General features: G+C 61.2%; 13 protein-coding genes. 7 read left to right on the top strand and 6 right to left on the bottom strand.

Features of this window, described 5'->3' with window-relative positions:
* The first annotated feature begins 112 nt into the window (after positions 1-112).
* From QRN33_RS17225 to QRN33_RS17215, 3 genes are all read left to right on the top strand, one after another.
* Entirely contained in the window at positions 113-787 is a 675-nt protein-coding gene (locus tag QRN33_RS17225; RefSeq protein WP_016773061.1) for a YciC family protein, read from the top strand.
* Between the two features lie 75 nt (positions 788-862).
* Positions 863-1,942 carry an endonuclease/exonuclease/phosphatase family protein gene (locus QRN33_RS17220; protein ID WP_042610551.1) on the top strand — a complete coding sequence of 360 codons (1,080 nt, stop codon included), beginning with the start codon at positions 863-865 and terminating at the stop codon, positions 1,940-1,942.
* Between the two features lie 52 nt (positions 1,943-1,994).
* Complete coding sequence (locus QRN33_RS17215; RefSeq protein WP_064364074.1) at positions 1,995-2,915, top strand: WaaS/CpsH family glycosyltransferase; 921 nt, start codon at positions 1,995-1,997, stop codon at positions 2,913-2,915.
* A gap of 12 nt (positions 2,916-2,927) precedes the next feature.
* Here QRN33_RS17215 and QRN33_RS17210 read toward each other — a convergent pair whose 3' ends face one another.
* The 3 genes from QRN33_RS17210 to hrpB all read right to left on the bottom strand — a co-directional run bounded on the left by QRN33_RS17210 (position 2,928) and on the right by hrpB (position 6,587).
* Positions 2,928-3,353, bottom strand: a complete 426-nt coding sequence (locus QRN33_RS17210; protein WP_064364073.1) for a hypothetical protein — start codon at positions 3,351-3,353, stop codon at positions 2,928-2,930.
* 13 nt (positions 3,354-3,366) lie between these two features.
* Positions 3,367-3,939 (bottom strand): hypothetical protein, encoded by a 573-nt coding sequence (locus QRN33_RS17205; RefSeq protein ID WP_042610554.1) that lies wholly within the window; start codon positions 3,937-3,939, stop codon positions 3,367-3,369.
* Positions 3,940-4,067: 128 nt separating this feature from the next.
* Complete coding sequence (hrpB, locus tag QRN33_RS17200; RefSeq protein ID WP_285409415.1) at positions 4,068-6,587, bottom strand: ATP-dependent helicase HrpB; 2,520 nt, start codon at positions 6,585-6,587, stop codon at positions 4,068-4,070.
* A 110-nt stretch (positions 6,588-6,697) separates the two neighbouring features.
* On the opposite strand from hrpB, the gene pmcY reads away from it, so the two are divergent.
* Positions 6,698-7,117 carry a periplasmic Zn2+ metallochaperone PmcY gene (gene pmcY, locus QRN33_RS17195; protein ID WP_123420036.1) on the top strand — a complete coding sequence of 140 codons (420 nt, stop codon included), beginning with the start codon at positions 6,698-6,700 and terminating at the stop codon, positions 7,115-7,117.
* 13 nt (positions 7,118-7,130) lie between these two features.
* Positions 7,131-8,039: a cation diffusion facilitator family transporter gene (locus tag QRN33_RS17190; protein ID WP_285409414.1), complete on the top strand. Its 909-nt coding sequence runs from the start codon at positions 7,131-7,133 to the stop codon at positions 8,037-8,039.
* A 34-nt stretch (positions 8,040-8,073) separates the two neighbouring features.
* On the opposite strand, the gene QRN33_RS17185 is transcribed toward QRN33_RS17190, so the two are convergent.
* On the bottom strand, positions 8,074-9,009 hold the full coding sequence (locus tag QRN33_RS17185) for a DUF6515 family protein (protein WP_285409413.1): 936 nt from the start codon (positions 9,007-9,009) through the stop codon (positions 8,074-8,076).
* Positions 9,010-9,459: 450 nt separating this feature from the next.
* Here QRN33_RS17185 and QRN33_RS17180 point away from each other — a divergent pair, with 450 nt between their 5' ends.
* Together QRN33_RS17180 and QRN33_RS17175 are read left to right on the top strand one after the other, a co-directional pair.
* The gene (locus QRN33_RS17180) at positions 9,460-9,939 is read left to right on the top strand and encodes an Lrp/AsnC family transcriptional regulator (RefSeq protein ID WP_285409412.1); all 480 of its coding nucleotides are present in this window, start codon (positions 9,460-9,462) and stop codon (positions 9,937-9,939) included.
* A 278-nt stretch (positions 9,940-10,217) separates the two neighbouring features.
* On the top strand, positions 10,218-10,427 hold the full coding sequence (locus QRN33_RS17175) for a DUF2788 domain-containing protein (RefSeq protein WP_042610560.1): 210 nt from the start codon (positions 10,218-10,220) through the stop codon (positions 10,425-10,427).
* On the opposite strand, the gene QRN33_RS17170 is transcribed toward QRN33_RS17175, so the two are convergent.
* Positions 10,422-11,057 carry a pseudouridine synthase gene (locus tag QRN33_RS17170; protein WP_285409411.1) on the bottom strand — a complete coding sequence of 212 codons (636 nt, stop codon included), beginning with the start codon at positions 11,055-11,057 and terminating at the stop codon, positions 10,422-10,424. The genes QRN33_RS17175 and QRN33_RS17170 overlap by 6 nt on opposite strands.
* 72 nt (positions 11,058-11,129) lie before the next feature.
* Positions 11,130-12,629 carry an AMP nucleosidase gene (gene amn / locus QRN33_RS17165; RefSeq protein WP_161806087.1) on the bottom strand — a complete coding sequence of 500 codons (1,500 nt, stop codon included), beginning with the start codon at positions 12,627-12,629 and terminating at the stop codon, positions 11,130-11,132.
* Positions 12,630-12,785 lie beyond the last annotated feature (156 nt).

Raw genomic sequence — 12,785 nt, 5'->3', positions numbered from 1 at the left:
ATGGAGACAGTGACAAAACGTTTCAATGGCCTTTACCGAATGTTTACGTTTGTGTCGGCCCGCGTTGCATCGGTTAAAGTGAGCCACTGTTTTCGACCTGCGATACCGACTGATGAATGCCCTCGAAGTACTGCGCGACTCTTTGTATTTTTTCAAACGCCATCTGGGCAGCATCGTGCAGTTGTGCCTGCCGCTGGTGATTGTCGAAGCCTTCCTGCAGCAGGCGGTCGATCACGCCACCGGGCCGGACACCTTTGCCGGGGTCAGCATCATCGTCGGCCTCCTGGTATATCCGCTGTACACCGCCGCGCTGATTCTGTTTCTCGATGCACGCAGCCGTGGCGAGTCGCCGCGCAACCGCGACCTGCTGGCGATGGCTGCAACCCTGTGGCCGCGCTTCGCCGTGCTGACCGCACTCAACACCCTGCTGATTCTGCTCGGCCTGTCGCTGTACTTCCTGCCGGGCCTGATGCTGATGGTCATGCTCGCGTTCGCCGAATACCTGCTGGTGCTGCGTGGCCTCGGGCCGTTGCAGGCGATGAAGGAAAGTCTGCGTCTGACCCGCGGGCATTTCTGGCGCATCCTGCTGTGCATTCTCTGTGTGATGACGCCGCTGTGGCTGCTCAAGGGCGCGACGCTGGCGGTCTACCCCGAGCCGCAGAATCCGCTGATCGCCGGGCTGATCGACAGCGCCCACAGCTTCCTGCAACTGTTCACCAGCGTCGTGCTGTTCCGCCTGTTCATGCTGATCAGCGAATTGCCTGACAAACGTAACGGAGCAGTCTGACCGCGCCGTGCTTGGGCTTCGCCGCTGCCGTCAGGTATGCTCGGAGCCACTTTCTGTAACGCTATAAGCCGAGCCATGACCCGTCTGCTGCGCTACACCCTGTTGCTCGTCATCATCGCCGTCGTCCTGTTCGGCGTGCTGCTGTTCAGCCTGACCTGGCGCCCGGACGCCCGCGAAACCCTGCCGGTCAATTGCAGCACCACGGCGCCGACGCTGGTGCCCGGGCAAGCGTTGAAAGTCATGACCTGGAACGTGCAGTTCCTCGCCGGCAAGCGCTACGTGTTCTGGAATGATCTCGCGCAGGGCGACGACGACGCGCCGACGCTGGAAGACATGGCCTTCAGTCTCGACGAAGTGGCGCGGGTGATTCGCGACGAACAACCCGATGTGGTGCTGTTGCAGGAACTCGACGACGGTGCCAAGGCCAGCGATTACCAGAATCAGCTCAAGCTGTTGCAGGAACGCGTCGCCGACCTGTATCCGTGCAGTGCCAGCGCCTTCGACTGGAAAGCCGATTTCGTCCCCGAGCCCCATATCTACGGCAGCGTCGGCCGCCAGTTGGCGACGTTGAGTCGCTATCGCATCGAACACGCCGAGCGCCTGCAACTGCCGGTCGCCCCGAGCAACTTCATCAGCCGTCAGTTCCAGCCCAAAGACGCCTTGCTGGCAGTCAAACTGCCGCTCAGCGATGGCGGACAACTGACCGTGTTCAACACCCATTTGCAGCGCGCCAGCCAGCCGGACGGCAACTTGCAGGCGCAGGTGGCCGCCGTGGCCAAAGTGCTCGACAAATACGAAAGCCAAGGCTTGCCCTGGCTGATCGGTGGTGATTTCAATCTGTTGCCGCTGGGCCAGTACCGGCGCCTGCCCGTCGAGCGCCGCACGCCCTACTCCGCCGACAGCGAACTGCACTTGCTGTGGGACAAGTACCCGATGATCCCGACCAACAACGAAGCCGGCGGCATCGACCGGGCCAGATGGCTCACCCATTACCCCAACGACCCCGGCCTGAACGGCCCGGATCGCACGGTCGATTATCTGTTCTACAGCCCCAGACTCAAGCGCGTGGAAGCGCAAGTACGGCAGGACGATACCCTGCGCATCTCCGACCACTTACCCGTGATTGCGCGGTTCCTGCTGCCAGCGGCGCCCTAGCTCAATCGGTAGTCCACGGCCCGACCGCGCCGAATTCAAGACATGGAAAAGCATGAAGATTTTATTGGTATGCAAGGACATCGGTGGCTACGCACGCAAACTCGCGGAGCACTTGAGTATCGCCGACCAGGTTTGCTTCATCGACACTGCTGCGCTGGCGAAACCCTTCGACCGCGCACCGAAGATCTTGCGGCGCCCGCTCAATCGCTGGGCGCAGTTGCGCCAGTTCAGCAAGGCCGTGGCGGCTGGGGGGCGCTTCGACGTTGCCCTGATCATCAACCCGGCGCAAATCGAGCCGAAGCAACTGACGACAGCGCTGAGCGCAAGCGAACGCAGGATTGCCTACCTCTACGACAGCTTCAGTCGCTGGCCCATGAGCCGTGAGGCGCTGGCCGTGTACGACGAGGTGTTTTCGTTCGACCCGGAGAATGCCGAGCAATACGGTCTGAAAAAACTGCACAATTTTATTTACGACGACTATGTCGCCGATGGCGATCCCGGCGAATATTCAGCTTTTGTGGTGATGGCGGGGAAAGATCGAGTGCCCGCGCTGGAAGGTCTGGCCAGAGCATTCGATCAATTGGGTGTGACCGATTACAAATTTCTGGTGCAGTGCAAACCGATTCCCGGTGCGCATCCGGGAATCACCTTTTTCGAGCAGCGGATGTCACTCGAATCGGTTGGCGAACTGGTGAAGCGTTCGCGCATCATTCTCGACATTTCCAAGCCCGGCCAGGCCGGTTTGAGCTTCCGCTTTTTCGAAGCCATGGCCGCGCGCAAGAAAGTCATTACCACCAACAGGCATGTGCTGGATTACGACTTCTACAACCCGGCGAACATACTGGTGATCGACGAAGCCGACCCGGTGATTCCGGAGTCGTTCGTCTCTGCCCCATACGCCGATATCCCCGCGCCGATCTATCGCAAATACACTTTGCAGGGCTGGACCGAGACTGTGTTCGCATCGAGATAGCCTGCGGTCGGCTCAGAACCCCGGCGGAACGTAGCCCGGAACATAGCGAACATTGGCGCACTTGCCGTGCAGTATTCGCCCGTCTTCGATCAGGAACTGGGCGATCTTCTTCTGCTGATTGATCTTCGCCTGCAACTTGCAGGTAGAACTATGACCGACCTGTTGGTAGTGCTCGGTGTACACCATGCCATTGCCGGTATGGTTCATTGAAGTACCGGCCGCTTCGGTGGTGGTCCAGCTCGCGGACTTGTACCAGGTCAGCACAGCCAAAGGTTCGCCGTTCGCGCCGATTTCCTTTTTCATCGAATCGGGAGTGCCGAACAGGTCCAGTGCTTCCTGAAGATCGCGGCCTTCCCAGCGGTTCTGCGCAATGGTGGAACAGCCGCTCAACAGCAACCCCGCCAACAGGGTTGCCAACCATAAACGTGTGTAAGTCATTTGACGCCCCGGCTTATTTCTTGAGTTCGAGCAGACTGTCGATGTTGTCCATCATCTGGCTCTTTTGCTGAATCGGCGCGAGCTTGAAGAACATCTGCTGCAGCATTTCGATCATCTGCAGGTATTCCATCTTGCCCACGGCGGCCATGTCGTTTTTCGCGCGACTGCCCGGCGCGCAGGCAAACTTCAGCGCCTGCTGGACCCAGAACTCTTTCGGGGTCTGCCATTGGTTGGCAACTTTCAGATGACGCATGGTGTAAGCGAGACGCTCGATGGACTGGCCATTGATAAACCGAACCTTGCCGGTAGAGCACTGGGCTTCGAGGTTGTAGACGTCGATCATCGGTTTGCCGGGCTCTTCATAAACCAGGGTCACCGCGACCATGGTCGCGCCTTTGGTTTTCTGCGAAGGCACCACCGATGTCGCGTCCGCTACGTACATGATGTTTTTTTGGGGCACGCCGTTGCCGTAGATAATCCACCAGTCGCCAATCGGATTGGGCTCCTCGGCCATGGCCGAACTGGAGGCGGCCAATAGCGCAGCCGACAAGAAGATCAACTTCTTGAACTTGAAGAAAGAGGTCATGGGCAGTTCCGTTCCTTGGGCACAAGTTGCAGGCGCAACACTTGTTATTGTTCAGGCCGCGATTTTGGGAGCCTGAACTAACGAGGGCAATTAGCACGGATGGGCTAATGGCGCGCTGCCATTGCAGGTCAGGTGCCCCGTGGTTTTGCCCGTGCGGTGGCTTCGGCGACCAAGGGATCATCCGGCCAATAGTGCTTCGGATAACGCCCCTTCAGATCCTTCTTCACCTCGGCATAGGTGCTGCGCCAGAAGTTGGCCAGATCCTGGGTGACCTGCACCGGGCGCCGCGCTGGCGAGAGCAGATGCAGCTTGACCACTTGCCGGCCGCCGGCAATCCGTGGCGTATCAGCCAAGCCGAACAGCTCTTGCAGACGTACCGCGAGAATCGGTGGCTGTTCGCTGTAATCCAGTCGAATCGATGAGCCCGACGGCACGCTCAAATGATGCGGTGCCAGTTCGTCGAGCTTGTGTGGCAGCGGCCACGGCAGCAGGTTGCGCACGATGCTCGAGAGATCGAGGTTGGCGAAATGGCTGAGCCGCGAGACCTTGCCCAGATACGGCATCAACCAGTCTTCCAGCGAATCGAGCAGCGCCGCATCGCTGACATCCGGCCACTGGCTCTCGTCCTGAGTGCTCAGATCGAGCTGGCGCAACAGCGCCACCCGCGCCTGCCACTGGCGCAGTTCCGGCGTCCACGGCAGCAACTCCAGCCCCTTGCGCCGGACCTGATTGACCAGGGCCTGACTGCGTGCGTTTTCATCAAGACCGGTCAACGGTTCACGGCTGAGAATCAGCTCGCCGACCTTGCGCTGACGCTCGGCGCGCAGCACGCCTTCGCGCTCATCCCAATCCAGTTGATCGACACTGCGCACTTGTTCGGCGAGCACCGAATCGAACAGTGCCGGATCGAAATCCGCCGCCAGATAAATACGTTCTTCGCGCTGGCCCTGACGGCTGCCGAGGTCGGCGATGACGATCCACTCATGCTTCATCAGGCTGTCGGCCTCGGCGAACAGCGCAGCGCGACCGTTGGCCAAACGGTATTCGGCACCACCGGCGCGCCGTTGCTGAGCGACGCGATCCGGGTAGGCCAGCGCCAGCAGTGCGCCGAGCCAGCGCGGATGCTCGGGGTCGTTTACCTGCTCACTCGGCTTGCCGCGCAGGTAGCCGCGATACTGCCGAGCCAGTTGCCGGGCGCGTTGCACCCCGCCCTGCGCACCTCGACCGGCGCGCTCTTCGCCGGAAAGCAGGACCAATCGGCTGTGCAAATCCGCACCTGCGCCGCGCAGGATATCGCGCTCGCCGAGCAGTGCCGCCACATCGCAGGCCATCGCCGCCAGGCCCAGCGCCTGACCGCGCAACAACAAGTGCGCAATGCGTGGATGCGCCGGCAGTTCAGCCATGGCCTGGCCGTGGGTCGTCAGCGTGTCGCCGTGCAAGGCGCCGAGCCGTTGCAGCAGATCCTGCGCCTGGGCATACGCGGCGGCAGGCGGCACGTCGAGCCAGACCAGTTCGCTCGGCGTGACGCCCCAGCGCCCCAGTTGCAAAGCGAGGCTGGCCAGATCCGCCGAGAGAATTTCCGCGCTGCCATAAGCCGCGAGTTGTTCATGCTGATCCTGCGACCACAGGCGATAACACACGCCCGGCTCCAAACGCCCGGCGCGGCCGGCACGCTGGGTGGCGCTGGCCTTGGAGATTCGTTGCGTGTCGAGACGGGTCATGCCGCTGCCCGGGTCGAAACGCGGCACGCGCGCCAGCCCGGCATCGATGACCACGCGCACGCCGTTGATGGTCAGGCTGGTCTCGGCAATGTTGGTCGCCAGCACCACTTTGCGCTGACCGGACGGCGCCGGATCGATCGCCGCGCGTTGCGCATTGAGGTCGAGTTCGCCGTGCAGCGGGCACAGCAAGACGTCTATGCGCTCGCCAATGGCGTCGGCCAATTGCTGATGCACGCGACGGATCTCTGCTTGCCCGGGCAGGAACACCAACAGGCTGCCGGCCTCGTCGTGCAGCGCCTCAAGCACGGTTTGCGTGACGCGCTGATCCATGTATTCACCCGGCTGAAACGGCCGGCCCCAGCGCATCGTCACCGGATACATCCTGCCTTCGCTGCGCAGGATCGGCGCGTCATCGAGCAACCCGGCCAAACGCTCGCCTTCGAGGGTGGCCGACATCAGCAGAATCTTCAGCGGCTGTTCAGCGCGAAACAGCTCGCGACCGTTCAGACTGAGGGCCAGCGCCAGATCGGCGTCGAGACTGCGTTCATGAAATTCGTCGAAGATCAGCAGGCCCACGCCGTCCAGCGCCGGGTCGTCCTGCAAGCGCCGGGTGAGGATGCCTTCGGTGACTACCTCGATACGCGTCTTCGGGCCGACCTTGCTGTCGAGGCGGATGCGATAACCGACGGTTTCACCGACCTGTTCGCCAAGCTCGCTGGCCAAACGCTCCGCCGCCGCCCGCGCAGCCAGACGTCGAGGTTCGAGCATGACGATGGTCTGCCCGGCCAGCCAGGCTTCATTGAGCAAGGCCAAGGGCACGCGGGTGGTCTTACCGGCGCCGGGCGGTGCTTCGAGCACGGCTTCGTGGCGAGACGCGAGGGCTTCACGCAGGGCGGGTAAAACATCGTCGATCGGCAAAGAAATCATGCTGGCTCCCAAACAGAGCCGCGAGTATAACGACGAACTGTCTGACGTTCGTCAGGGTCTTAACTTCACAAGACGAAGCTTCGTTATTTGATGACTCAGGAGACATTTCCATGCGCTTACCCTCTCGCCTGATTGGCGGTGTTCTGGTTGCCACCCTGCTCACGCAACTGTCGGCGTGCGGTTCGATCTTCTACCCGGACCGCCGTGGCCAGATCGACGGCAAGATCGACCCGGCGATTGCCGTGCTCGATGCCGTCGGCCTGCTGTTCTACATCATTCCCGGGCTGATCGCGTTTGCCGTCGACTTCGCCACCGGGGCGATCTATTTCGAACCGGGCCACACCGCGCAGATCGATCCGGCCAAGCTCCAGCAAGCCATCGGCCCGGACGGGCAGGTCGACAATCACAAGTTGCAGGCGATTCTTGAGAGCGAACTGGGTAAAGACTTTCCTCTCGACGACCCGCGTCTGATTCAGCACAAGGGCAGCACTCAGCAACTGGCGATGTTCGGCCTGCAACCGGCCGCCTGAAAAAGGACGTTCAATGACCTCCAGCCCCGAACACGCCCGTCTTCTGCGGCTGGCGACCCGCGCATCGGTGGCGGTCGCCTGCACGCTGATCGTCGCCAAGGCGATTGCCTGGTGGCTCAGCGGATCGGTGAGCATGCTTGCCGGCCTCACCGACTCGGCGCTGGATGGCGTCACCTCGATGCTCAATCTGCTGGCGGTGCATTACGCGCTGCGCCCGGCGGATGACGATCACCGTTACGGCCACGGCAAAGCCGAATCCCTGGCGGGCATGGCGCAGGCGTTGTTCATCGGTGGCAGTGCGGTGTTGATCGCGTTCCAGGCTTACCAGCGCTTGCAGACGCCGGAGCCGCTTGGCGCGCCGTGGCTGAGCATCGGTGTGATCGTGTTTTCGCTGCTGCTGACGGCGGCGCTGCTGATGTTGCAGCATCGGGTGATCAAGCAGACCGGCTCCAACGCCGTACGCGCCGATTCGCTGCATTACCGTTCGGACCTGCTGCTCAACGGCAGCATCCTGATCGCGCTGGTGCTGGCCGGAATGGGTTTCGCGCAACTGGATGCGTGGTTCGGCCTGGGGATCGCTGCGTATATTTTCTGGAGCGCGATCCAGATTGCCCGCGAGAGTTTTTCGGTGTTGATGGACGAAGAACTGCCGACCGATGTCAGCCAGCACATGCTCGAACTGGCCTGCAGCGTGCCGGGCGTGCTCGGCGCACATGACCTGCGCACGCGGATTTCCGGCAATCACTGGTTCGTACAATTGCATCTGGAACTGCCGGGCGAACTGACCCTGTCAGTCGCCCATGGCATCAGCGATCAAGCGGCAGCGGCGATTCACAAGGTTTATCCGAAGGCCGAAGTGCTGGTGCACGCCGACCCTGTAAAAGCAGCTGCAAGCGACAAGCCTCTAGCTTCAAGCTTGTAGCTTGTAGCTGAAAACCTGCAGCTCGCAGCTGCTTCTATCTAACCTGATAACCGCGACTGCTCAGGCAGTTGCCCTGCGCCTGGCGATAGGCCTGAACCACTTCGGGTGCCGGTTGGTAGGTCGCGGTGCGCGGGTCGAAACCGCTTTGCTGCACCGCGTACTGAGAGCACTGATAACCGTCCTGCTGCACTTGCTGCGGCGACTGGCCGTTGGCCGGGTAGGCTTCGACGTCATAGCCTTGGGATTGCGGTTGTGGCTGTTGCTGCAGCGGCGGCTCGACCACCACGTAATCCTGCGTCGCCTCTTGATAGGCGTAATAGGAACCGGCGGCGAGGAACAGCAGCGAACCACCGATCCACACCTCACGGGCGTAATCCGGCAAATACTGGATGCGGATCCCGCGCGGTGGCTGCACGACGATGTAGCGTGGGCCTTGCGGGCGGTACCAGTAGCCGCCGGAATAGAAGTAATCCTGACCGCGATACGGCACGCGGTAATCGCGATCCGGGAAGCGGTCGATTACATGACCCGGTCGATACTGCGGGCCGGGGCCCCAGCCATTGCCATGACCGTTCGGACGACCCGGCCAGCGGTTGTCATCGGGACGCGGCTGCGTCTGCCATTGCTGATTGTGATAACCGTTCTGCGGGCGTTCGTCGCGGTAGTAGCCCTGACGCGGCTCCTGCGTCTGGCGCACGGCGTCGGGCCGCGGCTGGATCGGCAAGTTGTTGCCCGGTTGCCGAGGCGGTTGCGGACGATCATCGGCACGGTTGCGGTTCTGCCATTGCCCGTCATTGTTGGGCGGCTGGCCGTTGTGTTCGAACTGACGGCTGTTGTCGCCACGGATGATCCCGTCGTTCTGCGGCCCGTTGCCCGGCCCGCGATTCTGCGGCTCATCCGCCAGCGCTTGCGCACCGACACCCACACACAGCAAACCAACACCGGCCAGACGCCAGATGCGCGAATTCATGCTTTTCCTCACTGCGGGAGCCTGTCGTTGGGAGGGCCTGTTGCTGAGACTCGAAACTGGCCTACCGGGTTCTGCAACAGGTTATCAGTCGCGGGACTTATTTATTGAGGCGCCAAGATGAAATCGCAGGCAAGAAAAAAGGGAGACCCGTCGGCCTCCCTTCTAGAGAACTTCGTCCTGGCTCGACGCTTTTGACGTCGGCTCACCTCACGCCGTCTTCTGGACAGTGTGCAGCTCGGGGGCCGGCACATCCCCGGTGGGGGTGGCGGCCGCGGCGGGCCTGATTGGGCGGGCCGCGTGGACTGTGTTACCGAGCAGTGATTCTGGTGATAAGAATAGGCCTGAGGCCGCGACAGATGATTGCGAAAATTGCTCAATTAAACACTGCTTGCGCAATTTTTAACCCTGGATAGATAATCCGCCGCAATAGTTACGACCAAGGACAGATTGATGAGCAAACTCGACCGGTACGACCTGAGTATTTTGGCGGAATTGCAGCGTGACGCCCGTATCTCCAACCAGGAACTGGCCGAGCGCATCGGTCTGTCGCCCTCGCCCTGCTCGCGCCGGGTCAAGCAACTGGAGGACGACGGCTATATCTCCCGTCAGGTGGCGTTGCTCGATCGCAAGATGCTCGGCTTGAGCCTGACGGCGTATGTGCTGATCGGCATGGACCGGCATACGCCGGAACGCTTCGAGAATTTCGAAGCGGCGATTCGCACGTTGCCGCAGGTGTTGGAGTGCAGTCTGGTGACCGGGGTGGATGCCGATTACCAGTTGAAAGTGGTGGTGCCGAATATGGATCACTATCAGAAGTTGCTGCTGGGGCATCTGACCCGGATTGAAGGAGTCACCAGTGTGCGCTCGAGTTTTGTGTTGAATCAGGTGCTCAACAGCACTGAATTGCCGTTGACTCATTTGCGTAGCTGATCAAAAGCCCTCACCCCAGCCCTCTCCCGGAGGGAGAGGGAGCCGACCGAGAGATGCTCTAGAAGTACGCCGACCTGAAAGTTCTGTTGTGAATCCATAATCGACTCGATATTTCAGGTCGATGTAAGACGCCAGACACCTCGGTCATTCCCCTCTCCCTCCGGGAGAGGGTTAGGGTGAGGGTCAGTCGTCAGATCAGACCCAGATCAATGCCACCCCACACACCTTGACGTATACTCGCCGCGCCCTTTTAGCCGCGCCCATGCCGGAGAAACCCAATGGATCCAGCCGTATTTGAAGAGTGGATGATGACCGGTCTGGTCAGCATCCTGATCATTTTCATGGGTTTCATCGTCTGGGATCTGGCAAAGAAGTCCAAGGCCGGGCGGTTTGGCTCGTTGATTCTGTTTTTCGTGCTGGGGCTGGGCGTGGCCGCGTTCATCATCAAGAGCGTGGTGATCGGCCTGATCGAATCCGGCGCTTTATAAGCGCGCCGGCACTTGCTGCCACTGGCCCTGATCCAGCCCTTCAATCGTCCAGTCACCAATCCTGACCCGCACCAGGCGCAACGTCGGCAACCCGACCGCCGCGGTCATGCGCCGCACCTGACGGTTGCGTCCTTCACGAATCACCAGTTCCAGCCAGCTCGTCGGCACGCTTTTACGAAAGCGCACCGGCGGATTGCGCGGCCACAACTCAGGCTCGTCCAGCTGCCGCGCTTCGGCCGGCAAAGTCATGCCGTCATTCAGCTCAACGCCATCACGCAGGCGCTGCAACTGCTCGGCCGTCGGCTCGCCCTCCACCTGCACCCAATAGGTCTTCGCCAGTTTGTGTTTCGGATCGGCGATGCGCGCCTGCAACTGACCGTCGTTGGTCAGCAGCAATAAACCTTCGCTGTCGCGATCCAGACGTCCGGCCGGATAAATCCCCGGCACATCGATGTAATCCTTGAGCGTCGCCCGCCCATCACCGTCGCTGAACTGCGTCAGCACGTCGAAAGGTTTGTTGAACAGGATCAGTTTCGGCTCGGCCGGCGGCGCTTTTGCGACACGGCGTGGCGAGGACGATTGCGGTTTCACACCGGGACGGCGCGAAGGTGGACGTGGAGGACGGGACATGGCGAACAGGACATCTAACGATCAGGGCTGTTAATGCTAGTGCCCTGACCGCCAAATGACCACGAATAACCGTTAGCGGAACGGCGGTTCGTCGAAGCTGCGCAGTTTGCGCGAGTGCAGCGAGTTGAGTTCAGTGCGCAGCAGATCCACCGCTTCGATACCGATCTTCAAATGCTGGCTGACCGCACGCTCATAGAAGGCGTTGGCCGACCCCGGCAATTTGATTTCGCTGTGCAGCGGTTTGTCCGAGACGCAGAGCAGCGTGCCGTACGGCACTCGCAGGCGATAACCTTGCGCTGCGATCGTGCCGCTTTCCATGTCCACTGCGACCGCGCGGGACAGGTTGATCAACGGCCGCTCCTGCGCCCAGCGCAGTTCCCAGTTACGGTCGTCATAGGTCAGAACCGTGCCGGTGCGCAGGCGTTTCTTCAGGTCGTCGCCCTTCTCGCCGGTAACATTCGCCGCTGCCTGCTGCAGGGCAAGCTGCACTTCGGCCAGGGCCGGGATCGGAATGTTCGGCGGCACCACGCGGTCGAGAATGCCGTCGCGGCGCATATAGGCGTGAGCCAAAACGTAGTCGCCGATGGTCTGCGACTGACGCAGGCCGCCGCAGTGGCCGATCATCAGCCAGCAATGCGGACGCAGCACGGCGAGGTGGTCGGTGATGTTCTTGGCGTTGGACGGGCCGACGCCGATGTTCACCAGCGTGACGCCATGGCCGTCGTTGGCGATCAGGTGATAGGCCGGCATCTGGTAACGGTGCCAGACCACACCGGCGGCGATGGCCGAGGCTTCGCCGTGATCCATGCTCTTCTCGATGATCACGTTGCCCGGCAGGACCATGCGCACGAATCGCGGGTCATTGCGCAGTTGCTCCAGGCCATGAACGATGAACTGGTCGACGTAGCGGTGATAGTTGGTCAGCAGAATCCACGGCTGCACATGGCGCCAGTCACTGCCGGTGTAATGCACCAGACGGCGCAACGAGAAGTCGACCCGCGCGGCATCGAACAGCGCCAGCGGCAGCGGATCGGTGTTTTCCCAGTCGTAGAGACCGTCGGCAATGCCATCAGTGGCAGCGGACAGATCGGTACTCGGGAACACCCGCGCCAGCACGGCTGCGGTGACGCCGGAACCGGCCAGTTCATCGCCCTGCTCGACCACATACGGATACGGAATGTTCTGCTGGCTGACGCCAACTTCGACGGTCACAGTGAAGTCGTGCATCAACGGCGTCAGTTGTTCGAGCAGGTATTTGCGAAACGCCGCCGGGTGGGTGACGGTGACGCTGTAAGTGCCCGGCAACTGCACCTTGGCGTAAGCGCGGGTGGTCTGCGGCACTTCGCCCTGGCAGTGATAGGTCAGACGCAGTTCGGGATAGCGAAACAGGGCACGCTGTTCGGCGTCGGGTTCGACGCGGTCCTTGAGGTAACGCTTGAGGGCAGAATTCAGCGCAGTGGTGGCCCGCTCATGCAGCTCGGCCAGACGATCCACGGCTTGTTCGGCGGTTTGAACGACAATAAACGCTTCGGTCACGATCAGCTTCCTGTGTTCTGACTTGCAGAGCTTCATCTTGCCTGCATCGTGGTCGCACGGGAACAGTGGCATGTTGGCAACCGCACATTATGTCGGTCACATACGATCCCTGTAGGAGTGAGCCTGCTCGCGATAGCGGTCTACCAGTCGACATTTGCATTGACTGATGCACCGCTATCGCGAGCAGGCTCA

Origin of the sequence: Pseudomonas sp. FR229a (assembly GCF_030209115.1) — a bacterium.
In the GTDB taxonomy this organism is placed as follows: Bacteria; Pseudomonadota; Gammaproteobacteria; order Pseudomonadales; family Pseudomonadaceae; genus Aquipseudomonas; species Aquipseudomonas moraviensis_A.
Note: the sequence above shows the minus strand (reverse complement) of the source record. Positions and strands in the feature narration are given on the sequence as shown.